The 21,308-nt window shown below is 66.0% G+C and carries 25 protein-coding genes and 1 tRNA gene; 9 read left to right on the top strand and 17 right to left on the bottom strand.

Features of this window, described 5'->3' with window-relative positions; all coding sequences use genetic code 11:
• Positions 1-168: 168 nt before the first annotated feature.
• On the bottom strand, positions 169-1,422 hold the full coding sequence (locus ACWZHB_RS26885; RefSeq protein WP_427904572.1) for a pyridoxal phosphate-dependent aminotransferase: 1,254 nt from the start codon (positions 1,420-1,422) through the stop codon (positions 169-171).
• Between the two features lie 147 nt (positions 1,423-1,569).
• Positions 1,570-2,829: a helix-turn-helix domain-containing protein gene (locus tag ACWZHB_RS26890; protein ID WP_427904573.1), complete on the bottom strand. Its 1,260-nt coding sequence runs from the start codon at positions 2,827-2,829 to the stop codon at positions 1,570-1,572.
• A 203-nt stretch (positions 2,830-3,032) separates the two neighbouring features.
• Here ACWZHB_RS26890 and ACWZHB_RS26895 point away from each other — a divergent pair, with 203 nt between their 5' ends.
• Positions 3,033-3,542, top strand: a complete 510-nt coding sequence (locus ACWZHB_RS26895; protein ID WP_427904574.1) for a hypothetical protein — start codon at positions 3,033-3,035, stop codon at positions 3,540-3,542.
• Here ACWZHB_RS26895 and dcd read toward each other — a convergent pair.
• Together dcd and ACWZHB_RS26905 are read right to left on the bottom strand one after the other, a co-directional pair.
• A complete protein-coding gene (gene dcd / locus ACWZHB_RS26900; RefSeq protein WP_067455312.1) occupies positions 3,461-4,060 on the bottom strand; it encodes a dCTP deaminase in 600 nt (199 codons plus the stop codon). The two genes, ACWZHB_RS26895 and dcd, sit on opposite strands and share 82 nt — an antisense overlap.
• A gap of 101 nt (positions 4,061-4,161) precedes the next feature.
• Entirely contained in the window at positions 4,162-4,545 is a 384-nt protein-coding gene (locus ACWZHB_RS26905) for a hypothetical protein (protein WP_427904575.1), read from the bottom strand.
• A gap of 277 nt (positions 4,546-4,822) precedes the next feature.
• Here ACWZHB_RS26905 and ACWZHB_RS26910 point away from each other — a divergent pair.
• Positions 4,823-4,893: transfer RNA gene (locus ACWZHB_RS26910), tRNA-Gly, on the top strand.
• Positions 4,894-4,952: 59 nt separating this feature from the next.
• Here the strand turns inward: ACWZHB_RS26910 and ACWZHB_RS26915 are convergent.
• The 6 genes from ACWZHB_RS26915 to ACWZHB_RS26940 all read right to left on the bottom strand — a co-directional run bounded on the left by ACWZHB_RS26915 (position 4,953) and on the right by ACWZHB_RS26940 (position 9,363).
• Entirely contained in the window at positions 4,953-5,291 is a 339-nt protein-coding gene (locus tag ACWZHB_RS26915) for a hypothetical protein (protein WP_427904576.1), read from the bottom strand.
• Between the two features lie 108 nt (positions 5,292-5,399).
• A complete protein-coding gene (locus ACWZHB_RS26920) occupies positions 5,400-5,897 on the bottom strand; it encodes a flavin reductase family protein (protein WP_427904577.1) in 498 nt (165 codons plus the stop codon).
• Positions 5,890-6,417 (bottom strand): NADPH-dependent FMN reductase, encoded by a 528-nt coding sequence (locus ACWZHB_RS26925; protein WP_427904578.1) that lies wholly within the window; start codon positions 6,415-6,417, stop codon positions 5,890-5,892. The genes ACWZHB_RS26920 and ACWZHB_RS26925 overlap by 8 nt, the downstream gene beginning before the upstream one ends.
• A 26-nt stretch (positions 6,418-6,443) precedes the next feature.
• Positions 6,444-7,844: an acyl-CoA dehydrogenase family protein gene (locus ACWZHB_RS26930; RefSeq protein WP_427904579.1), complete on the bottom strand. Its 1,401-nt coding sequence runs from the start codon at positions 7,842-7,844 to the stop codon at positions 6,444-6,446.
• Positions 7,844-8,959: a dimethylsulfone monooxygenase SfnG gene (gene sfnG / locus ACWZHB_RS26935; RefSeq protein ID WP_427904580.1), complete on the bottom strand. Its 1,116-nt coding sequence runs from the start codon at positions 8,957-8,959 to the stop codon at positions 7,844-7,846. Before sfnG ends, ACWZHB_RS26930 begins: the two co-directional genes overlap by 1 nt.
• 86 nt (positions 8,960-9,045) lie before the next feature.
• The gene (locus ACWZHB_RS26940; protein WP_427904581.1) at positions 9,046-9,363 is read right to left on the bottom strand and encodes a hypothetical protein; all 318 of its coding nucleotides are present in this window, start codon (positions 9,361-9,363) and stop codon (positions 9,046-9,048) included.
• A 111-nt stretch (positions 9,364-9,474) separates the two neighbouring features.
• Here ACWZHB_RS26940 and ACWZHB_RS26945 point away from each other — a divergent pair, with 111 nt between their 5' ends.
• The 3 genes from ACWZHB_RS26945 (at position 9,475) to ACWZHB_RS26955 (ending at position 12,193) form a co-directional block, all read left to right on the top strand.
• Complete coding sequence (locus tag ACWZHB_RS26945) at positions 9,475-10,224, top strand: crotonase/enoyl-CoA hydratase family protein (RefSeq protein ID WP_427904582.1); 750 nt, start codon at positions 9,475-9,477, stop codon at positions 10,222-10,224.
• A gap of 168 nt (positions 10,225-10,392) precedes the next feature.
• Entirely contained in the window at positions 10,393-11,499 is a 1,107-nt protein-coding gene (locus tag ACWZHB_RS26950) for a DUF4185 domain-containing protein (RefSeq protein ID WP_427904583.1), read from the top strand.
• 22 nt (positions 11,500-11,521) lie between these two features.
• Complete coding sequence (locus ACWZHB_RS26955; RefSeq protein ID WP_427904584.1) at positions 11,522-12,193, top strand: class I SAM-dependent methyltransferase; 672 nt, start codon at positions 11,522-11,524, stop codon at positions 12,191-12,193.
• Between the two features lie 38 nt (positions 12,194-12,231).
• Here the strand turns inward: ACWZHB_RS26955 and ACWZHB_RS26960 are convergent, their stop codons facing one another.
• Positions 12,232-12,834: an alpha/beta hydrolase family protein gene (locus ACWZHB_RS26960; RefSeq protein WP_427904585.1), complete on the bottom strand. Its 603-nt coding sequence runs from the start codon at positions 12,832-12,834 to the stop codon at positions 12,232-12,234.
• Between the two features lie 211 nt (positions 12,835-13,045).
• On the opposite strand from ACWZHB_RS26960, the gene ACWZHB_RS26965 reads away from it, so the two are divergent.
• Together ACWZHB_RS26965 and ACWZHB_RS26970 are read left to right on the top strand one after the other, a co-directional pair.
• Positions 13,046-14,881 (top strand): acyl-CoA dehydrogenase, encoded by a 1,836-nt coding sequence (locus ACWZHB_RS26965; RefSeq protein ID WP_427904586.1) that lies wholly within the window; start codon positions 13,046-13,048, stop codon positions 14,879-14,881.
• A 408-nt stretch (positions 14,882-15,289) separates the two neighbouring features.
• Positions 15,290-16,003, top strand: a complete 714-nt coding sequence (locus ACWZHB_RS26970; RefSeq protein WP_427904587.1) for a helix-turn-helix domain-containing protein — start codon at positions 15,290-15,292, stop codon at positions 16,001-16,003.
• A gap of 53 nt (positions 16,004-16,056) precedes the next feature.
• On the opposite strand, the gene ACWZHB_RS26975 is transcribed toward ACWZHB_RS26970, so the two are convergent.
• From ACWZHB_RS26975 to ACWZHB_RS26985, 3 genes are all read right to left on the bottom strand, one after another.
• Entirely contained in the window at positions 16,057-16,407 is a 351-nt protein-coding gene (locus ACWZHB_RS26975; RefSeq protein WP_427904588.1) for a hypothetical protein, read from the bottom strand.
• A 145-nt stretch (positions 16,408-16,552) separates the two neighbouring features.
• Entirely contained in the window at positions 16,553-16,807 is a 255-nt protein-coding gene (locus ACWZHB_RS26980) for a hypothetical protein (protein ID WP_427904589.1), read from the bottom strand.
• Between the two features lie 78 nt (positions 16,808-16,885).
• The gene (locus ACWZHB_RS26985) at positions 16,886-17,863 is read right to left on the bottom strand and encodes a GlxA family transcriptional regulator (protein ID WP_427904590.1); all 978 of its coding nucleotides are present in this window, start codon (positions 17,861-17,863) and stop codon (positions 16,886-16,888) included.
• Between the two features lie 81 nt (positions 17,864-17,944).
• On the opposite strand from ACWZHB_RS26985, the gene ACWZHB_RS26990 reads away from it, so the two are divergent.
• Positions 17,945-18,526, top strand: coding sequence for an isochorismatase family protein (locus ACWZHB_RS26990; protein ID WP_427904591.1), 582 nt, complete (start codon positions 17,945-17,947; stop codon positions 18,524-18,526).
• A gap of 84 nt (positions 18,527-18,610) precedes the next feature.
• Here the strand turns inward: ACWZHB_RS26990 and ACWZHB_RS26995 are convergent, their stop codons facing one another.
• From ACWZHB_RS26995 to ACWZHB_RS27005, 3 genes are all read right to left on the bottom strand, one after another.
• Positions 18,611-19,024, bottom strand: coding sequence for a carbohydrate-binding protein (locus tag ACWZHB_RS26995; RefSeq protein ID WP_427904592.1), 414 nt, complete (start codon positions 19,022-19,024; stop codon positions 18,611-18,613).
• A gap of 371 nt (positions 19,025-19,395) precedes the next feature.
• Positions 19,396-19,761 (bottom strand): HepT-like ribonuclease domain-containing protein, encoded by a 366-nt coding sequence (locus ACWZHB_RS27000; protein WP_427904593.1) that lies wholly within the window; start codon positions 19,759-19,761, stop codon positions 19,396-19,398.
• The gene (locus ACWZHB_RS27005; RefSeq protein WP_427904594.1) at positions 19,758-20,201 is read right to left on the bottom strand and encodes a helix-turn-helix domain-containing protein; all 444 of its coding nucleotides are present in this window, start codon (positions 20,199-20,201) and stop codon (positions 19,758-19,760) included. Before ACWZHB_RS27005 ends, ACWZHB_RS27000 begins: the two co-directional genes overlap by 4 nt.
• A 573-nt stretch (positions 20,202-20,774) precedes the next feature.
• Here ACWZHB_RS27005 and ACWZHB_RS27010 point away from each other — a divergent pair.
• A complete protein-coding gene (locus ACWZHB_RS27010; protein WP_427904595.1) occupies positions 20,775-21,179 on the top strand; it encodes a hypothetical protein in 405 nt (134 codons plus the stop codon).
• Positions 21,180-21,308: the final 129 nt, after the last annotated feature.

The raw sequence follows: 21,308 nt of genomic DNA on the forward strand, positions 1-21,308 counted from the left end.
CCGAGGTCTACTGTACACAAAAGATGGACTTTTGCACTAGTAGATCTTCAAAACATCCAACATTCCGAACTCGCAGTCTGTTTTACCTGCCATACCAGGATGGCCATCCTGCCCAGAGCCCAGAAACGCACTGGTCAGAGCCGTGACAGGTGAGCTATCTCTGTAACTCTACTGCCGGTAACCGGCGAGGAAATTGCCGAACCGTTCGATCGCCACGGCCAGATCCCGCGCCCACGGCAACGTCACGATCCGCAGATGGTCGTTCGCGGGCCAGTTGAACCCGGTCCCCTGCACCATCAGGATCTTCTCCTGCAGCAGCAGATCGAGCACGAGCTTCCCGTCGTCGTGGATCTCGTGCACATTCGGATCCAATCGAGGGAACGCGTACAGCGCGCCACGCGGCTTCACACACGACACACCAGGGATCATGTTGAGCCGCTCCCACGCCACGTCGCGCTGCTCGAGCAGCCGCCCGCCGGGCAGGATCAGATCCTCGATGCTCTGATGCCCGCCGAGCGCCACCTGGATGGCGTGCTGCGCGGGCACGTTCGGGCACAACCGCGACGACGCGAGCAGGTCGATGCCCTCCAGGAAGCCCGCCGCGTGTTCCTTCGGCCCGGTGATCGCGAGCCAGCCCGCGCGGTACCCGGCCACCCGGTACGCCTTCGACAGGCCGTTGAACGTCAGGCACAGCAGGTCGGGGGCGAGCGAGGCCAGCGAGATGTGCTTGGCGTCGTCGTAGAGGATCTTGTCGTAGATCTCGTCGGCCAGCAGCAGCAACCGATGCTTGCGCGCCAGGTCGACGATCTGCTGCAACACCTCCGCCGAGTACACCGCACCCGTCGGATTGTTCGGGTTGATCACCAGCAAGGCCTTGGTCTTGTCGGTGATCTTCGATTCGATATCGGCGATATCGGGCTGCCAGCCGTTCTCCTCGTCGCACAGGTAGTGCACCGGGGTACCGCCGGCCAGGCTGGTCATGGCTGTCCACAGCGGGTAGTCGGGGGCCGGGATCAGCACCTCGTCGCCGTTGTCGAGCAGGGCCTGCATGGTGACGGTGATCAGCTCGGACACGCCGTTGCCGAGGTAGACGTCGTCCACATCGAGCTCGGGGAACCCGGGAACCAGCTCGTACCTGGTGACGATGGCGCGCCGGGCGGACAGGATCCCCTTCGACTCGGAATACCCCTGGGCATACGGCAGCGCGGCGATGATGTCGCGCATGATCACATCGGGCGCCTCGAACCCGAACGGGGCCGGGTTGCCGATGTTCAGCTTGAGAATGCGGTGGCCCTCGGCCTCCAGACGTGCTGCCTGCGCGTGAACCGGCCCACGGATCTCGTAGACCACGTTCTGCAGTTTGGTCGACTGCTCGAGAACGCGCGGGGGCAGGTGCGGATGTTGAGGACTCACGGTCCCCATGGTGCCACTGTCCGCAAGCCGATTTATCGCCTGGCCCACCGGTAGGTAGTTATCGCAACGCCTGGTCACGCACGAACATGGGCGACTCGTCGGGAACGAGCTGACGCGATGCCCGCCCCCGCCGCCGGTCGCCGACGCATGCCGCGCCTAGGTCCGGCTGGCAGTCCCGGGGAGGGGGAACTGGACGCAGAACTCCTCGATTCGCTCATCGAGGCCTCGCGCTTCGACGGCGTCGCGATACGTCGGGGCGGCGATGCGGCGGCGCAGGCCCACGAGGCGTTCGCTCAGTTGGGCGATGCGTTTGTCCTCGGGGAGGTCGAGGACCGGGCGGAGGGCGTCGGCGGCGCCGTCGATGCTGCCGTTGATGAGGTGGGCGGCCGCGTTGTCGACGCGGGCCAGCGATTCGGCGCCGTAGGAACGTTGCAGCGGCGGGCCGCTCGAGTAGAGGGTGATGGCGCGTTCGGTGGCGGCGAGTGCCTGTTCGGCGCGGCCGAGCTGGATGCAGGTGGCGCCCGCGTAGTAGGCGGCCTTGGGGGGGCCGAAACCGAACACCCCGCCGATCTCGTCGTGCAGTTCGTCGCGGCGGTCACCGGCCGCCACTTCGGCCGCGCGCAGGCACCGGTCGGTCTCGACGTCGCTGCCGAGCCGCGCCCACACCCTGGCCTCGATGTTGAGCAGCCGCACCCGGCCGAGTCCCGGCCCCGCGAATTCCTGCCCGCTGCGCGCTAATTGGACGGCGTTGCGCGGCCGGTCGGACCAGTTCTCGATCAGCGCGTGCATGCCGCGCGTCCACGCGCGTAATCCGTTGTGCCCGCTCAGTTCCGCGTAAGCCCAAGCGGCCCTGATCTGTTCGCCCGCGGCATCGAGATAGCCGAGGTCGGTACTCGCGTTGGCCAGCAGCCCCGACAACGTCCCTGCCAGCAGGTATAGGTGGCTGGTGTCGACGGGCTTCTGCTGCCCGTCGAGTAGTCGATACACCCGCCTGCGCACCCGCAGCATCTCCACCATCATGGGTGCCGGTGCGGCATGGACGTATTCGTTGGCGATACGCCGGACGTCGGCGTCGAGCTGGGCCAACGTCGTTGCCCCCACATTGGTGCCCTCCGCGGCGGCCGCGTGTTCGCTGGCCTCGTGCGCAGCCGCCATAATCAACTCCCTCTCCGACAACACCTCGGGCACAGCACCTTTGACAGTTCCCGCATCGACGAACGCGAGCAGGTCGGCATCACCCGCGGGCGCCAGCAGGGTCGAGAATCGCGCGCGCACAACGTCATCGGAACGGGCCAGTGACGTATCGAGCGCGGCCTGGTTCACCGGACGCGGGCGAACCCGCACCCCGCCCGCCTCCCACTTCGACACCAGCCGTTCGTGCACACCGAGGTGAGCCGCGAACTCCCGGATGCTCATTCGTTTGGCATCGCGAAGAGCTCTGGCCTCTCTCCCTGTCCACTCCCCGACCACGGCGTCACCTCATCCGACGGACAACTCCCCTCCAGAGTACGAGCGTCACAGTGAGACACACCACAACTTGGCGGAATCGGTTGCCAGAGGCAGTGAAAGGGCGGTGCGGGGCAGTGGTCACGCGCGCTCGCGTGCGCGATTCTGGAAGCGTGGAAGCCAGAACTGTCGACGACTGGGTGCGGTGTTACCAGCGTGAATTCCGGCTACCCGTCCGCGAGCGCGGCGGCTTTGTGATGCTGCCGATCACCGACCGGCTCTGCGTGGTGCACCTTCCGACCACGCGCGCCGAGAAGGTGCTCACGGCGCTGCGCGAGCAACGCTGTGAGGGTCCGGTGCTGGCACGTCAGATCCGCTGGAGCGTGCTCGCCGTACCCGACGCCAGGCCCTCCGAGGAAGAGGCCGCCGAGCTCGCGGGGCTCGATATCGATATCCCCGGCACCGGCAGCGCCGTGATGCTGCCTACGAACCTGGGCCGCTGGAGTCGCGAGGGCTGTCACTGGGTGCGCCCACCGTCCGGCGGTGGCGACACCCTGCCCGCGCTGTCGCTGGTGCTGAGTATCGCGGTGGCGTCAGGCCCTCAGCGAGTCTCGACCGCGCTCAGCGAATCGGGCGAGAGGGGAAAGTTGAGGTACGACCGCGACGGCGTCGGCCCCCGCTGACCCTGATACTTCGACCCGGCCTTGGCGCTGCCGTACGGGTGCTCGGCCGGACTCGACAGCCGGATCAGGCACAGCTGCCCGATCTTCATCCCCGGCCACAGCGTGATCGGCAGATTCGCCACATTCGACAGTTCCAGGGTGATGTGCCCGCTGAACCCCGGGTCGATGAACCCCGCCGTCGAATGCGTGAGCAGCCCGAGCCGCCCCAGACTCGATTTGCCCTCCAGCCGCCCCGCCAGATCGTCGGGCAGCGAGCACACCTCGAGCGTCGACCCGAGCACGAACTCCCCCGGATGCAACACGAACGGCTCACCAGGCTTCGGCTCGACCAGGCTGGTCAGCTCGTCCTGCTGCTGCGCCGGATCGATATGGGTATAGCGACTGTTGTCGAACACCCGGAACAGCCCGTCGAGGCGCACGTCGATGCTCGACGGCTGAACCATCGACTCGAGCATCGGTTCGACACCGAGCCGCCCGGCGGCGATCTCGGCCCTGATGTCACGATCGGAGAGCAGCACCGGCCCAGTGTAGGCAGCTGACACCCCAGGTAGGGCGACCCCCTACCCTCGAGCACACACCGATCCGTCCGCTGGAGCCGAACACACCTCGCCGCCTCGGGCTACTCGGTCGGCGGCACTGCGCCGGTCTCCGTCGCCGGCACCGGCGTCCCCATCTCGGCGGTCTCGGTCGTGTTCGGGCTGTCGCCGCCACCGTGGTTCGGATTGGTGCAGATGGTGCCCTCACACGGCACCCAGCTCCCGTCCCCATTCGGATTCGACATCATGTTCGGCCCAGGCGCGGGTGCCGTTGTGCTCATGTGCTGGTGTCCCGGCTCCCCGTGCCCTTCGTCCTGCCCCACCGTGGTGGTGGTGGTCGGCTGCACGGTGGTCGTACTGGACGTGGTCTTCGACGTGGTCTCGGTCCCGGACCCGGAATCATCCGAACAACCGGCCCCCAGCACCCCCAGCGCCGCGATCACCGAAACGAACAGAACCCGCCTCATTCAGTCAGCCCTTCGTCATCCCGGCCATCGACCCGATCCCACCGAGCCGAACTTCGAACCGGAGAACTAGTTGCGCCGCACGAACACGGCATGGCCGGATCCCGCACGACGAACGCTGACGAAAAATGTGCGAAACCCGCTGCCCGCACTCTAGATCGCCGCACCGACAACCACCGCCGAAACTCGCCCGACCGCCCGGCTACCAGCGCGAACCCGGCAACACTTGCATCGCACGGCACGAGTTCTGATAGAGTCGCGACAGCGCCAGCGGCGCAGTGCCGATGTAGTTCAATGGTAGAACTTCTGCTTCCCAAGCAGATGGCGCGGGTTCGATTCCCGTCATCGGCTCAACGACAAAACCCCCAGGTCATCCTGGGGGTTTTGTTTTTCTGTCGGCCTCGCCCGCGTCAATAGGTGGTGAACACCCAGGAGCCGTCACAGCCCCAGGCGGTGTTCAGCGCGGAATCGAAGTACCACGTGCCACGGGGCGGGGTTCGCACCACCCAGCCATCGTCGGAGGCAATCGCCTGGTCGTCCACTGTCAATATCGTGGTGGTGAAAGGGGCCACCTCCCACCATTCGTCCTGGAATGCATTCTCCAGGTGGATGACAACAGTGTCGGGAAGCTGGTTCGCGACTGTCAGGCACGCATTCGAGTCCGGGCTTGCATGGGCAGGTGCGGACACCAGAAACGTTGCGGCGACTGCGATACACACCGCACCTACACGACCGACGAATGAACTCATCAGGATCTCCCCCGTTCACTGGAGTGGACAGACAGATGCTGTCCCCGGTGACAGATTTATCGAGATCCCTTGGCGAAATCTGGTGAAACGCTTGGTGTTACGTAGCACTCAGCCCGCGTGCAAGGTGCGGAACTTGCTGCCGTGGAAGACCAGCGGGTCGATGTCCTCGCGGGCGGCGACGCGGTTCACGCGCAGGATCACTACTAGATGGTCGCCGGCGCTGACCTGCGTTTCCGGCACCCCTTCGATCCAGGCCGTCGCGCCGTCGATGAACACCGCTTCGCCGGTTCCGCGATGCAGCGCGGTTTCCCGGAAACGGTCGCCGTTGCGGGCGCCGAGGGCCTTGGCCGCGGCCTGCTGGTCGGTGCCGAGCAGGCTCAGGCCGAGGTGGCCGGCGCTTGCCAGTTTCGGCCAGGTCGATGACGAGTTCTGGACGCAGAACGAGACGAGCGGGGGGTCGAGGGAGACGGGAACGAAGGTACTCACCGCCAAACCTTGTGGGATGCCGTCGATTTCGGCGCACACGGCTACGACACCGCTGGGGAAGTTGGCGAAGGCGCGGCGTAGACCGTTGCCGTCTGCGGGAAAGTCCAAGAGCTCATGCATGATTCGTTCCCTCCACCGGCGCTACGGCCGGGTCTGTCAGTGCCGCGACGACGGGCGCCCATCGCCGCGCGTATTCCTCGATAACGCCGTCTTCGCCGAATGTCTTGTCGGACAGATAGAGCCCGGGCAGCGCGGCGGTGCCACCGATTTCCACCAGGACGGGCTTGAGCAGCAGGTCTGGCGCGAGGGCGTGGGCCGGGCCCGCGCCGAGCATCACCGGCACGGTCAACACACCGGCAAGCCCGGTACCGCCGTCGAACTGTTCGAGGAATAGTTTCAGCAGACCGGTGTAGGTGGCCTTGAAGGTCGGGCTGACGAATACGACGAGCTCGGACGCCGCGACCGTGCGTGCCGCCGCAGTCACCGCCGGGTCACCCCAGCCGAGCAGGCCGGGCCCGAGGGTGACCAGGTCGATCACCGCGGGCTCGGTGTCGGGGCGCAGCGCCCGTGCGACCAGCACGGCAGCGGCGAGGGTGCGCGATGCGGGTTTCGGGTTTCCGACGACGACCGTCACTGTCATGGAATGTCCTTGTCTCGCTCGGTGATTCAGATAACGCCGTGCAGCGGCGGCGGTCGGTTGTGCAGGACGGCCCGCCCGATGTGCTGGTATTTCCAGCGAACCGGGTCGTGCAGCGTGTGGGTGCGCGCGTTGCGCCAGAAGTGGTCGAGCCGATGTTCGGCCGCGGCGCTACGAGTGCCCCCCACTTCGAATATCGCCGCGGACACCTCGTTCGCAGCACGGTCAGCAAGGATCTTCGCCGTCGCAACCGCGATCGACGCCCGCGCGCCATCGCCATCGAGGGATCCCGCCGGATGCGACTCGTTCGTCGGCGCCGACCGAACCGCCGCATCCACCGCCGCACCCGCGACGATCAGCGTCGATTCAGCAGCCGCCACGGCAACAGCCAATTCCCCGAACCGCTGCACGACCAGCGGATCGTCAGCCGCGTGCGCAACCTCGGCCTCGAACCACGCCCGACTGCGCGTCCGCACGAACTCGGCAGCCGCCCCCAGCGCACCGCGCGCGATCCCGGCATCGATCGCCGCATGCAGCAGCTGCGCGAACGCCCCGTACCCGGTCGGCGCGTTGACCGCCGCCGCCCGAGCGACCAACTGCTCACGCCCGACCGCCACCCCGTCGAACTCGACAGTCCCACTTCCAGTTGTCCGTTGCCCCAGGGCATCCCAGTCGTCAACGATCCGCACACCCGGATCCAGCGCTGGCACGAAGGCCACATACTCACCAGGCGCTAGCCCCGAAATACCCTGCGGATCATCAAGTCTGGTCAACACCGCAAGCAGATCAGCGAACAACGAACCCGTGCAATAGAACTTCGTCCCCTCGACCACAAACCGCCGGGCGCCGACGCCCGCACTCGTGGCATCGATCCGCCACTCGCCGCCGCGCCCTCGCTCGCCGACGCCGGCACCTGGTCCGTCGACTCCCGGCGCGCCCAGCCCGAGGCCGATGCCATTGCGCTGCACATCGGCCTCGGGCACATCCGCGCCCGCACCATCGACCGGCCGCAGCACCGTGGAGATCTCAGCCACCGTCGCCCCACCACGCTCGGACTGCGCGTTGGCGATCCGCGCACCCGCCAGCACCTTGCCGAAATACTCCTGCCGCTGCGCCCGAGTTCCCGCCAGCCGCAACAGGTTCAGGTACACGAAGTGACTGTGCGGCACCTGCGCGATATTCGGATCAGCCGCGGCCAGGATCCGCACCACCTCGGCGACCACACTCGGCGGCAGATCGGCCCCGCCGAACTCGGCGGGCACCGTGATCGCGAGCAACCCACTGGCCGAGAGTTGATCCAGCTCTTCGTGCGGCAGCCGACGCGAGAAATCACGCTCGGCGGCACCCGCGGCGAACACCTCGGCCAACTCACCAGCGATCCGCACCGCCTGACCCGCCGTGGTAATCCGCTCGGCGGTCACCACCGTCATCAGCGCCCCGCCGCGACCGGCGTCGCGGCGGCCTCCAGCTCACGGACCAGCGGCAGCACCTTCGCGCCGAAGTACTCGACCTCTTCCTGGAAGTGCAGGAACCCGGCCAGGATCAGGTCGACGCCGAGCGCCCGGTAGGCCACGATCCGCTCGGCTATCTGCTCGGGCGTGCCGATCAGCCCGGTCCGGAATCCGTCGTTGTACTGCACAAGATCCTCGAACGTGGAGTCCGCCCACATGCCCTTGCGATCACCGGTGGACGCACCCGCCTGCTGCACCGCGTCGCGGAACCCTTGCACCGCAGGTTTGTTCGCCTTCTCGACGATCTCGCGCAGGGTGTCGCGCGCTTCCTTCTCGGTATCGCGGGCGATGATGAACCCATTGAGCCCGAACTTCACCTCGCGGTCGTTGTCCCTGGCAACAGCACGCAGATCGTCCAATTGCTCTGTGACGCCGTCGAAGTCCTTGCCGTTGGAGAAGTACCAGTCGGCATGGCGGCCACCGTTGCGCCGGGCCGCCGTGGAGTTACCACCTTGGAACAGTTCAGGATTCGGCCGTTCAGGGGAGTTGAGTGGCTTCGGCTTCAAGGTGAAGTCGCGGATCCGGTAGAAGTCGCCGCCGTAGTTCACCGCGTCCTCGGTCCAGATCTTGCGGATCACCTCGAGGAACTCGGCGCTGCGCCGGTATCGCTCGTCGTGTTCGAGCCACGGCTCGCCCAGCGCCTTGAACTCACCGGCGAACCACCCCGACACCACATTGATCGCGAACCGGCCCCCGGACAGATGGTCGGCCGTCGCGCCGAATTTGGCCAGCACCGCCGGGTGCCACAGCCCCGGATGCACCGCGGCGATCACCTTGAGCCGCTCGGTGGCGGCGAGCAGCGCGAGACTGAAGGAGGTCGACTCGTGCTGGAACTCGGCGCCGTAGGAAGCGGTGTAGCGCACCTGGGTGAGCGCGTAGTCGAAACCATTGCGCTCCGCGGTCTGGGCGAGCTTGCGGTTGTAGTCGAAATCCCAGCTGGTGCGCTGCTCGATATCGCTGGTCACCAGCCCGCCACTGACATTGGGCACCCAGTAGGCGAACGAGACCTGGTCGGCGATCTTCTCCGTGGTCACGGCGGTTCCTCCTCGTCGTCGGCCTCTCCAGTGCAACACCGGCAGCCGACCCCGACGAGGGTTTGAATCGGCGCGATCGATACGCGTCAGCTCCCCAGACGCACGCAATCGGCCGCGATCTTCGACTGCGCCGCGCCCACCTTGGCCGAGTCGTCCTCGCTGAGCAGCTTCGCCGGATCGTCGGACTGCGCGTTCGACACCATCACCCGCAGCCCGTCCTGCGACATCCCAGAGTCGAGGAAGACCTGCGCCGCGCAGTCGGCCAGCGCCGGGTTCTTCAACCCCTTGTCCTGCAACGACTTCGACAGCTCGGCCTGAGTGACCGCAGGTGCTTCGTCGCCACTGCCGCAAGCCGACAGCACGGGCAGTGCGAGCAGTGCCGCGGCAATCAGACAGATCCGCATTCGGTGAGTCCTCTCGATACCTCGCGCGCCCAGACGACGCGCGTTCGGATCATGCCGCACCCTCGTCCGCATGGCCACCCACTCAAACTGACTCACGAGTAAGATAGGGACATGGGAGACCACATCACCGTCCGCTTCGACAACGACCGCGCCTACGTCGAGTTGAACAGGCCCGGCAAACACAACGGGCTCACCTTGGAAATGCTCCGCGATCTCGTGGAGGCCGCCCGAAAAGTGGCCGACCACAAGACAACCCGCGCCGTCATCATCACCGGCAACGGCCCGAGTTTCAGTAGCGGACTCGACATCGCAGCCGCCACCCGCAATCCGGTGGCTATCGTCAAAGAATTCCTGCCGCGTCCTTTACGCGGCACCAATACCTTCCAGGAAGCCTGCTGGGCCTGGCGCCGCCTCGACGTCCCGGTGATCGCCGCGATCCATGGCCGTTGCTTCGGCGGCGGCCTCCAGATCGCCCTCGCCGCCGACTTCCGGATCGCCACCCCCACCGCCGAATTCTCGGTAATGGAAGCCGCCCACGGCCTGATTCCCGATATGACAGGCCCCGCCACATTGTCACAGCTCATCGGCATCGACCAGGCCATGCTGCTGGCGATGACCGCCGACGCGATCGACACCGATTACGCCCTCCGGATCGGCCTGATCACCGACGTCGCCGACGACCCGGTGAAGGCCGCCCACGCCCTCGCCGACCGCATCACCGCCCGCGACCGCAACGCGGTGGCCGCCGCCAAGCACCTGTTCGACCGGTCGTGGCAACGCAATTCGCGCGCCACCTTCACCGCCGAGCGCTTGGCCCAACTCCCATTGCTGCTGCGCAAAGCCATGGGTAGTAGCGACTGACAAGCAATCGACCTGGGAATTCATGCCGACTACCGAAGGGATGTACCCCACATCACTGTTAGCGGCTGTTAGCATCGCTTCGATTCGCTGACCAGTCGAAGAGTGGTACGTGACGGCAAGCCTCGAAACGTGCCCCGCTTTCGGCGTGACCCGGAGGCTGCATCACCTGTGAACAAGACCGGATCCATCCTGCTGTCCGCCCTCGCAGGTACTACGGCCTTGCTGGTGAGCGCCGCGCCTCCCGCCGTCGCGAACCCCAACGCCATCAACCCGATTCCCGTTCTCAACGGCACCCACGGCCTGCCCGTGCTGCACGGGCGCACCCAGGCGGTGTTCCAGGTAACGGGCATGGCCAGCCCGAACAACACCCAGAACTACAACGTCCTCGGTACCGATCTCGGCATCATGTGGGACAACGGGCGCGGCGAGATGCTCACCGCCTTCGGCGACACCGCGGGCCTCGGCTTCCCGAACCTGCTCGCGGGCAGCACCTGGGCGTGGCGCTCCAACATCCTGGTCCGCAGCCACGATAAGAACCCGGCCGACGGGATCATGTTCGACGGTGTCGTCCGCGATGTCATCGGCCAGGCGCGCGACCTGATCCCCAGCCCCAAGATCCCGTTCCTGGAGATCAGCCGCATCCCCACCGCGGGCATCTCGGCCAACGGCGTGCAGTACATGTCACTGATGTCGGTGAAGACCTGGGACGCGCCCGGCGAGTGGACCACCAGTTTCTCCGGCCTGGCCGCCTCGGCCGACAACGGCGAGACCTGGGCCGATCTCGGCCACACCCGCCGCCCCGACGAGGGCGGCAACGCCAACTTCCAGATGAACAGCTTCGTGAAGGACGGCGGCTTCGTCTACGAATACGGCACCCGCGCCGGCCGCAACAACGAGGCGTTCATCGCCCGCGTCCCCGAAGCTCAGATCGAGAACCTCGCCGCCTACGAGTACTGGGACGGCGGTGAGTGGAAGCTCAACGACGTGAACGCGGCGGCCCCCATCATGGGCGGTGTCGGCGAGCTCTCGGTGATGTTCAACGAGCACCTCGGCCAGTTCATCTCCCTCACCACCGACCCGTTCAACTCCGTGGTGATGCGCCGCGCGCCCTCCCCCGAGGGCCCGTGGAGCGGTCCCGAGGTGCTGATCGATGCCCGCGAACTCCCCACCGCCTACGCGCCGTCGATCTTCCCCTACCAAACCGGCCGCGACCTCTACTTCATGACGACCATCCACACCCAGTACAACGTCGTATTGATGCGCACCACGCTGTAGGCGGGGCCCCTACACTCGAGTCATGGATGCGGCGGATTGGGACGCGCGCTATGCGCGCAGTGAATTGGTGTGGGGCGCACCGCCGAACAGCACCGTTGTCGAACATGTCTACGGCCTTGACCGCAGAATTCCGCTGCTCCCCGACGAATCCGGGGTAACCCCGCCCCTCCCCCGCGCCCTCGACCTGGCCTGCGGCGAAGGCCGCCACGCACTCTGGCTGGCCACCCACGGCTGGCAGGTGACAGCCGTCGACTTCTCCCAGGTCGGTATCGACAAGGGCCGCACTGTCGCCGCGCGCCTGTCGCGATCGGTCCGTTCCCGCGTCGACTGGCGAACAGGCGACATCACCGACCTCGAAGCCGCCGACATCACCGGCCCCTTCGAATTGATCCTGATGGTCTTCGTCCACCTCCCCGCCGACGAGCGCCGCACCCTGCTGCACCACCTGTCGGGCATGCTCACCCCCGGCGGCAAGCTCCTGATCCTCGGCCATGCCACCCGCAACGTCACCGACGGCTACGGCGGCCCCCAGGAACCGGAGATCCTCTTCTCCCCCGAAGACCTCAGCGCCGACCTGGCCCGCGACGACGTCACCGTCGCCCTCGCCCACGAGGTCTTCCGCCCCACCGAGGGCCCCGACGCCATCGACTCCCTGCTCATCGCCGAGCGCCCACGCCCCGAACCCACCGACTGATCAAGATCAACAGGCTGCTTCTCGGGCGATGCCTGGGTTTAGTGATCAACCGCCCAGCGGGCGAACCAGGGGGTCACGGTCGCCTCGATGACGTCGAATCCGGTGCGGAACGAGTGCGCCTGCTTGGGGATGACCCGGACTTCGGCGGCGTCAGCGGCATCGGGCACCCCGAACGGGTCGCTGCCCCCGTTGATCACCACCACCTCGATGTCCCCGGGCGCAAGCAACTCATCGCGCCTGCTCTTCTCGGGCTTGCCCGGCGGATGCAACGGGAACGACAGCGCGATCACACCCCGCGCCCCGACCTCCACCGCCGTCCGGCACGCCACCCGCGCCCCGTTGCTTCGACCCCCCTGAACGATCGGCACCCCGGGAAACCGCGCCCGCAACGCCGCCACGAGCTCGAGCCAGGCCTCGTCCTGTTTCTCCGCGTTCCCCGGCGCCCGCCGCCCGGCAACCCGATACGGCTGCACCACCCGGGCTACCGCACCACCGGCTGCGACGGCCGAATCACGCACGGCCAGAATATCTTTCGCATCGACGCCGCCACCGGCCCCGTGTGTGATCACCAGCAGGAATGCCGGATCACCCACCTCGTCGAGCTCGATCTCGGCGGGTCCCGCGGTCGTCTCGATGCGCACACCTCACGGTAGCCCCGCCGTCGCCGCGACCAGGCATTTCACGGCCGCGCGTGTTTTTCGCATCACATTGCCGCCCACCCCTTTGCCGAAGCCATTACCCACCGGTAATATGGTCAATAAGTTACCCGCGAGTAGCATGCGGAAAACCGGCGACGGGCGGGAACGGCACACCACCGACCGCACCAGAACTCAATGGAGAGTGAGTACTCACATGGGCCACTACAAGGCAAACGTTCGCGACCTCGAGTTCAACCTCTTCGAGGTCCTCGGCATCGACAAGGTGCTCGACGCAGGCGCCTTCGGCGACCTGGACACCGACACGGTCAAGGAAATGCTCTCCGAGGTCCGCCGCCTGGCCGAGGGCCCGCTGGCCGACTCGTTCGCCGACGCCGACCGCAACCCGCCCGTGTTCGACCCGAACACCCACACCGTGAAGCTCCCCGAGGCCTTCAAGAAGTCCTACAAGGCGCTCGAAGACGGCGAGTGGGCCAAGGTTCCGCTGAACGAGGAGCTGGGTGGCCTCGCCGCCCCGTCCGCCGTCGCATGGGCCCTGTCGGAGATGGTGCTCGGCGCCAACCCGCCCATCCAGATGTACGCCGCGGGCGCCGGCTTCGCCCAGGTGTTCTTCAACAACGGCACCGAAGAGCAGAAGAAGTGGGCGGCCAAGATCGCAGACCGCAACTGGGGCGCCACCATGGTGCTGACCGAGCCGGACGCCGGTTCCGACGTCGGCGCCGGTCGCACCAAGGCGATCAAGCAGGAAGACGGCACCTGGCACATCGAGGGTGTGAAGCGCTTCATCACCTCGGCCGACTCCGACGACATGTTCGAGAACATCATGCACCTGGTGCTGGCTCGCCCCGAGGGCGCCGGACCGGGCACCAAGGGCCTGTCGCTGTTCTACGTCCCGAAGACCCACTTCGACTTCGACACCGAGACCTACGGCGACCGTAACGGCGTGTTCGTCACCAACGTCGAGCACAAGATGGGCATCAAGGCCTCCACCACCTGTGAGGTCACCTTCGGCGGCCACGGTGTGCCCGCCAAGGGCTGGCTGGTCGGCGAGGTGCACAACGGCATCGCGCAGATGTTCGACGTCATCGAGAACGCTCGCATGATGGTGGGCACCAAGGCCATCGCGACCCTGTCGACCGGTTACCTGAACGCGCTGGAGTACGCCAAGACCCGCGTCCAGGGTGCCGACCTGACCCAGATGACCGACAAGGCCGCGCCCCGCGTGACCATCACCCACCACCCGGACGTGCGTCGTTCGCTGGCCACCCAGAAGGCGTACGCCGAGGGCCTGCGCGCGATCTACCTCTACACCGCCGCGCACCAGAACCCGGAAATCGCCGAGGTCGTCTCGGGTGCTGACAAGGACGTCGCGTTCCGCGTGAACGACCTGCTGCTCCCGATCGTCAAGGGTGTCGGCTCCGAGCGCGCCTACCAGTACCTGACCGATTCGCTGCAGACCTTCGGAGGCTCGGGCTTCCTGCAGGACTACCCGATCGAGCAGTACATCCGCGACGCGAAGATCGACTCGCTCTACGAGGGCACCACCGCCATCCAGGCGCAGGACTTCTTCTTCCGCAAGATCGCGCGTGACCGTGGCGTCGCCCTGGCCCACGTCGCCGGTCAGATCCAGAAGTTCCTGGAGTCCGACTCCGCCAACGAGCGCCTCAAGGGCGAGCGCAAGCTGCTCGCCACCGCGCTCGAGGACGTGCAGACCATGGCCGCCACCCTGACCGGCCACCTGATGGGCGCCCAGGAGCAGCCGACCGAGCTGTACAAGGTCGGCCTGGGTTCGGTGCGTTTCCTGATGGCCGTCGGCGACCTGTTCATCGGCTGGATGCTGCTGAACCAGGCCGAGATCGCGCTGGCCGCGCTCGACAACGGCGCCACCGGCCCCGACGTCGCCTTCTACACCGGCAAGGTCGCCTCGGCGCAGTTCTTCGCCCGCAACGTCCTGCCCGAGCTGACCGCCACCCGCGCGATCCTCGCCAACCTGGACAACGACATCATGGACCTGGACGAAGCCGCCTTCTGAGGTTGTTTCTCACCTGATCCACGCTGAACGGGCCGGAGCATTCAGCTCCGGCCCGTTTTGTCTCCCGTGTGGGAGGTGTGTCGCGCAATCCCTAGCCGGCGGAGCCGCTGGAGAGTGCTGCGAGCGTCGTGAGGAAGTACATCAGGCCATCCATGAAAAAATCTCCTTCGAAGTGGGTCGGCCATTCCTATCACGGAATGCTTACGGACAACCTTGACGAGATGAACGCCGAGCGAACATGCCCGCTCAGTCCACTTGCGACGCGGTGAGCACCCGGCCCAGCGCGCTGACGCGCTCGGCTGTCATGCCGCTGAACAGCTTCTTCAGGCGCTGGTTTCCCGTCATCCGGCTCCCCACCCGGCGTACCCTGGGATTTACCGTCGGTCGGGGTGAGGCTCGGGGGTTGGGATGGTTCAAAGCACTGCGCTCAGTGTGTATTTGCGGGAACGGCGGCTGGCCGCGGGGCTCGCGCGGACCGAGCTCGCCATCCGCACCCAGCTCGCGCCACTACTCATCAGCCAGATCGAATCCGGGGCACTCGTCCCGAATCCCGCGATGCTGCAACGACTTTTCGACAGCCTCGACGTGCCGGTGTGGTACCGCAAACACATCCTGATCCTCGGCCTGTGCGCCGTAGAATCCGGCACCGCCCCCAGCACCCCCTCGGCCGAAGACCTCGCCGACCTGGCCAGCCTCACCCACCCCGCCTGCCTCGCCCGCTTCCCCACCATGGACATGCTCGCCGCGAACGCCGACTACCAGCGCCTTTTCCCCGGCCTCGGCGCCGGCGTGAACATGCTCGAGTGGATGTTCCTCAACCCCGTGGCGAAGAAGGTCTACCTCGACTGGCACACCGAAGCCCAACTCCTGGTTCATGCGTTTCGCATGCTCGCCCCGCTGGCCCCCGCCCAGCGCGTCTCCGCGATCACCGAACAGTGCTGCGAGTCCCCCGACTGGGATCCGGTGTGGACCAGCGAGGTTCGCCCCCAAGACATCGCCCGCCGCCACCTGCGCCTACGCGAACGCAGCACCGGCCTCGAACGCCGCATGACGCTGCGCATCTACGACCCCGCCTTCCCCAGCCGCCCATGGTGGCTCTACCGCCTGATCCCCGCCAGGTGAACGCGGCAGGGCCCCCGTCGCCGCAGCAACAGGGGCCCGCGATTCGCCAGGAGTTACTCGGCGGGAGTCTCGCCCGAGCCGGACGTCAGCAGGGCCAGCAGCGCGGCAAGGTCAAGGCCCTCGAGCGACCCGGTCGCCGGTTCATCGGCCACCGGCTCGGCTTCGGCGGAACCACTGGTCAGCAGCACGAGCAGCGCCGACAGATCCAGCCCTTCGAGCGAACCGGCAGCGGGCTCCTCCTCGGCGACGTTGGCCGGCTCCTCCGCCGTCCCGCTGCCCAGCCCGGCCAGGATCGAGTCCGCCGACCCGGTGCTCGGCTCCTCCGCGAACGCCGCACCGGCGCCGAGCACCGAAATACTCGCAGCCGCCGCCATAGCCACACCGAAGACACGAATCTTGCTCATTGTGAACCCCTCATACTTCAGATTTGCCGCGGATTTCCGCCGCACAAGATGTCTAACAGCGAAACAACCCCCGGCGGCAGCCCAATGAAAGGGGGGCAAGACAGACCAACGAAGATATCTGAGCACTACCGCCACCTTCACTGAACTACTCCGCCACCCGAAAGACGTGGTGGAGAAGGCCGGCGACGGCATCGTCCGGATCACCCGCCGCGACGCCGAGGATCTGATCCTGATGCGGGCGGGCCACCTCGACCGTCAAGACGCGGGCATCGCACTGGCCAGCCGGCTGCCCTGTTGTCGAGCGGCCATGCCCCTCATTCAGGCCGCCGAGCCGCTGACCAACAGCTGCAGCAGGCCGGTCATTCCCCACAGCATCGTCGTTGCCGACCCGGTCGGCCATTCCTCCGCGATACCCATTCCCGAAACCCCCTGTTGCTCATACCATCACCGGCAATGTCCCGACCAGGATCATAATGAGTTACCCGATCCGGAAGCGGCGGCGGTACTCGTTCGGGGTGGTGTCGAGCTGGCGACGGAAAGCACGTGCGAGGGTATCGATGGTATTGAAACCGCAAGCGGTAGCAATCTTTTGGAGCGTTTCGTCGCTCGATTCGAGCCGATGTCGCGCCACCTCCACCCGCGCGGACTCGATGTAGGCCGCGGGCGTCATCCCGAGTTCGGTGCGAAAGATGCGGGTGAGCTGGCGATCGCTCACATGAACCTGCGCGGCCAGGTCGGTCACCGTGAGCGGGCTCGCGATATTGCGCGAAATGTACTGCCGCAGATCCTCGATCCGCCGGGTGGTCGACACCGGCTCGAGCGAAACACTGAACTGACTCTGCCCGCTCGGCCTTTTCAGATACATCACCAGCTGGCGAGCAACCCGCAAGGCCAGTTCGTCCCCGAAATCGTCGGCCACCAACGCGAGCGTGAGATCCAGACAAGCCGTGAGTCCCGCACCGGTCCAGACGTTTTCGTCGCGAATGTAGATCGGGTCAGCGTCGACGACAACCTCCGGATGCTCGGCAGCCAACTGCTGCGCCGTCGACCAATGCGTGGTCGCCCGTTTCCCATCGAGCAGCCCCGCCGCCGCCAGAATATGCGCACCGACACACACCGAAGCCACCCGCCGAGCCCCGTCGGCCAACCGCGCCACCGCCGCGACCACCCCCGGATCGACGACAGCACTGACCCGCCGCCGGCTGTCCGTCTCCACCGCTCCCGGCACCACCACCGTGTCCACTCGCCCCACCTCGGCGAACGTCACGTCCGGCAGGATCCGAACCCCCGCCGACGTGGTCACCGGATCCATCGACTCCGCCGCCAGCACCACCTGATACCCCGTCGGCTCCGCCATCTCCCGCTGCAACAGCGAGAAGACTTCGGGCGGCCCCGTGACATCCAGCAGGTCGACACCGTCGAACAGCACGATCACGATCAGCCGCTCAGTCGTCACCACAGAATCTCCCGTCACGATGTCTGAATCTGCAGGTTACATGACATTGCCGACACCCCGACCTGCGAATACCGTGAAATCATGACCTCGACAACGCTGCGCGAACTCAACGGCTTCGACCAGACCCCCGCCACCCTCACCAATTCCACCCTCGTCCTGATCGACTACCAGAACACCTACACCCAGGGCGTCATGGAACTGACCGGCTGGGAACCGGCCCTCGAAGCAGCCGCCGAACTCCTGGCCGCGGCCCGCGCCGCAGGCACCCCCGTCATCCACGTCATCAACGACGGCGGCAAAGACACCCCCTACGACATCACCGCCGAAATCGGCCAGATCCACCCCAAGGTAGCCCCCGCCGCCGACGAATCCGTCGTCGTGAAAAAGGCCCCCAATTCCTTCGTCGGCACCAACCTCCCCGAACTGGTCGACGCCGCAGGCAACACCAACCTCATCATCGCCGGCTTCATGACCCACATGTGCGTCACCTTCACCACCGAAGGCGCCTTCCTCCGAGGCAACACCCCCACCGTGGTCGCCAACGCCTGCGCCACCCGCCCCCTGGGCAAAGTCCCCGCAGACCAACTCCACGACAGTGCCCTAGCCACCATCACCGACCTCTACGGCATCGTCGTCGACAATCCCGCCGACCTCACCGATTAGCCTTCGCCGAGGCGTCTTCAGCCGATATGACGAATCGGCCCGCACTCCGATCAGGAGTACGGGCCGATTGATTACAGACAGTCGTCAGAGCCGCTGCCAGAGCGCCGGAGTATTCGGCGGAGTCCAGTTGGGTGCGTAGGCAGTGTGCGCCTGACGACACTGGTACTTCGCTCCCTCGTAAGTGACGACATCGCCGACCTTATAGGTGCCGTTCAACTGCCAAGCCGGCATGACGGGCGCCGCGTCCATCACCGTGACGGTGATCTGAATCGGCGTGTTGGTCTGCGTAGAACTCATGCAACCTTCCGCCACGAGCGTGTGTACGCCGGTTGTCGTCGGAGTCCATTGCGCGACAGCCACATTGTTGACATCCGCCGGGGTCAGAGTCGCAGTGGCGACGTCGCCGTTGTCGATCACAGCGACAGTCGACCGAAAATCACACTGAATGGTGATCGTGTAGGTGGTGTTCACATAGTGCTCGGTGCCAGAAACCGTCATGGTGATGGGGTTTGCCTGCGCGGACGTTGCCGTCAGCGCCGCAGCCGATGCCCGATGACGCCGACGCTGATGCGTCGCAGGTGTGATGTCTTCAAGTTGCTATCCCTATGCTCACACAGCGGTGGACCAATTCCGTCCCCGGTCGGCCACTGACGCGCGGCCAACTGCGAAGTATCACACACAGATGCGCGACTGGACGGTGGAAGCTGTTGTAGCCCAACATCTTTCGCAATGCTGCCGACATCACATCATCGGATGCCAGCCGAGCGCCACGCAGACCGCGAGCCGGAACACTCCCCATCCGGCCCGAGGCGAGATCTCACCGGATGCCATCCGGTAGAGCACCGTGCCGACGAAGCGGACCTTGCCGATCAGCCCTCGGCGGTTTCCAGGTCGGCGAGAAGCTGGCGCACGAGTGCCGCCTTGCCGGGCAATCTGTTCGCGAGAAGGTTCCAGAGAATCGTGTGGTCGACAACGTCGTAGTTGTGTGCGACCAGATTCCGCGTCGCCTTCACCCCGCGCCAAGAAACCTCGGGGTGCGAAGCGACGAATTCCGCGGGCAGGCGGGCTACCGATTCGCCGAGCCGGTGCAGCACCGCCTCGGCGGCCAGCCTGGTGATCTCATCAGAGTCGTAGGCGGCTTTACCGCCGCTGACGATGCGTGCCGCCATCTCACTGAAGGCAAGGAAGTCCTGCAGGCTCTTGACGGTCCGCTCACCGGCATCACGGCCGCTCACAGCGGCTTTGCCTCATCCCGAATGGGGTGCGGCCCGGGCGGTAGCCCACCTTCGGACACCAGGTCGACATGCAGACCGGTGAGCTCCTCCAAGTCGAGCATCAACTCGGCCATATCGAGCAGGTCGGCATCGGCATCGAACCGGACAAGCAGGTCGATGTCGCTACCCGAGACGTCGTCGCCCCGCGACACCGACCCGAAAACCCGCACTCGATTTGCCTTGTGCCGCAGCGCAAGCGCGATGATCTGATCTCGATGCGCGGCAACGACACCGGACGGGCGGGGCTTGGCAACCTCGCGCAGCCGCGCCATCATCGCCGCCGACGGCCGACGGCTACCACTCTCGTAGGCGGCGATATTGGGCTGCGCCACCCCGGAGCGCTGAGCCAGCTCAGCCTGGGTGAGGCCAGCAGCCAGGCGCAGCTCACGCACGGTTTCCATACCCCGATCATATCGGAAGATATCAACCTCGCCGAGCCGTCGTCGCCAGGAGCGCGGAAACGACAAAACGGCCCGCACCCCTTCAGGAGTGCGGGCCGAGCACCGGGTTTGACGATGTCGACGGTGCTGTTCATTGTCGACAGTCGGCGTTCCCCGCGGACTGTCGACCGTTGCGGTCTGCGGACGGGGGATCGGTTTCACCTGCGGTGGATCCGCGCCGGCTGCCGCGATCACGGCAGCTTGGACGCCTTGTGACCCGTCGATAATCGACAGCAGCAGATACGTGTCGAGGGTGTATCCATCCAGAGTCAATGACTCTTCGACTCGGGATCATGGTCGGATTTCGTGCGCGCATCACTGTCTGCGTGCCGCAGTTAGCCCATGGAACCGGACCGGGGCGGCGCGGACGATCGCTCAACTGAATCATCAGCATCACAACGAAAATGGCTGGCAGCAAGGAAGGTTCACAGCAAACGTGATAAGCCCCACAATCGATCGGCGTTGCCGCGTGGGCACGGCCGAACCGGCTTAAGCTTCGTATGCTCTCAAGGCCGAACTGCTCTGGGAGACAACATGTTTGATTGCTATCTCTCTGGGAGTTCGAGAAAATTGAAGAAGTTTATTGCCGCGACCTGTCTTGCGATCGCGGCAACAGCGGCGTTCGCCAGTACTGCACACGCCGCGCCGGCACCCGGATTCGATCCCAGCACAGTCACTACCAGCCCGGTGCAGGCTGCACCGATCGCGCTGACGCCCGAGCAACGGGCCTACTGCCAGAACATCACCACAAACGGCCTGATCGGCATGGGCCTTGGCGCCATTGGCGGGTTTGTCGCCGGTTCGGCTATCGGAGCATTTCCCGGTGCGATCATCGGCGGGGTGGTCGGTGGCAGTACCGGCAGCAGTGCTCCGATGCCGGACGCGGATGCCAGCGGTCAGCCGCCGGTCGTCAAGTGCTTCTCCGGCGGGGCGTTCTGATCGACCGCTAGCACGGGACTAGCCGGCGACCGGTTTGAAGATGTCGACGATGCTGTTCATCGTGGACAGGCGCCGCTCCTCGCGGACTACGTCCATTGCTGTCTCTCGGGCGGCCCCGTGACATCCAGC

Source organism: Nocardia sp. FBN12, assembly GCF_054031145.1.

Excerpts from the sequence above, each read along its gene's own strand:
- ACWZHB_RS26885 (WP_427904572.1), bottom strand. The coding sequence starts at position 1,422 with ATGGGGACCGTGAGTCCTCAACATCCGCACCTGCCCCCGCGCGTTCTC.
- ACWZHB_RS26890 (WP_427904573.1), bottom strand. The coding sequence starts at position 2,829 with ATGAGCATCCGGGAGTTCGCGGCTCACCTCGGTGTGCACGAACGGCTG.
- ACWZHB_RS26905 (WP_427904575.1), bottom strand. The coding sequence starts at position 4,545 with ATGAGGCGGGTTCTGTTCGTTTCGGTGATCGCGGCGCTGGGGGTGCTG.
- ACWZHB_RS26915 (WP_427904576.1), bottom strand. The coding sequence starts at position 5,291 with ATGAGTTCATTCGTCGGTCGTGTAGGTGCGGTGTGTATCGCAGTCGCC.
- ACWZHB_RS26920 (WP_427904577.1), bottom strand. The coding sequence starts at position 5,897 with ATGCATGAGCTCTTGGACTTTCCCGCAGACGGCAACGGTCTACGCCGC.
- ACWZHB_RS26925 (WP_427904578.1), bottom strand. The coding sequence starts at position 6,417 with ATGACAGTGACGGTCGTCGTCGGAAACCCGAAACCCGCATCGCGCACC.
- ACWZHB_RS26930 (WP_427904579.1), bottom strand. The coding sequence starts at position 7,844 with ATGACGGTGGTGACCGCCGAGCGGATTACCACGGCGGGTCAGGCGGTG.
- ACWZHB_RS26940 (WP_427904581.1), bottom strand. The coding sequence starts at position 9,363 with ATGCGGATCTGTCTGATTGCCGCGGCACTGCTCGCACTGCCCGTGCTG.
- ACWZHB_RS26945 (WP_427904582.1), top strand. The coding sequence starts at position 9,475 with ATGGGAGACCACATCACCGTCCGCTTCGACAACGACCGCGCCTACGTC.
- ACWZHB_RS26955 (WP_427904584.1), top strand. The coding sequence starts at position 11,522 with ATGGATGCGGCGGATTGGGACGCGCGCTATGCGCGCAGTGAATTGGTG.
- ACWZHB_RS26965 (WP_427904586.1), top strand. The coding sequence starts at position 13,046 with ATGGGCCACTACAAGGCAAACGTTCGCGACCTCGAGTTCAACCTCTTC.
- ACWZHB_RS26970 (WP_427904587.1), top strand. The coding sequence starts at position 15,290 with ATGGTTCAAAGCACTGCGCTCAGTGTGTATTTGCGGGAACGGCGGCTG.
- ACWZHB_RS26975 (WP_427904588.1), bottom strand. The coding sequence starts at position 16,407 with ATGAGCAAGATTCGTGTCTTCGGTGTGGCTATGGCGGCGGCTGCGAGT.
- ACWZHB_RS26980 (WP_427904589.1), bottom strand. The coding sequence starts at position 16,807 with ATGGCCGACCGGGTCGGCAACGACGATGCTGTGGGGAATGACCGGCCT.
- ACWZHB_RS26990 (WP_427904591.1), top strand. The coding sequence starts at position 17,945 with ATGACCTCGACAACGCTGCGCGAACTCAACGGCTTCGACCAGACCCCC.
- ACWZHB_RS26995 (WP_427904592.1), bottom strand. The coding sequence starts at position 19,024 with ATGACGGTTTCTGGCACCGAGCACTATGTGAACACCACCTACACGATC.
- ACWZHB_RS27005 (WP_427904594.1), bottom strand. The coding sequence starts at position 20,201 with ATGGAAACCGTGCGTGAGCTGCGCCTGGCTGCTGGCCTCACCCAGGCT.
- ACWZHB_RS27010 (WP_427904595.1), top strand. The coding sequence starts at position 20,775 with ATGTTTGATTGCTATCTCTCTGGGAGTTCGAGAAAATTGAAGAAGTTT.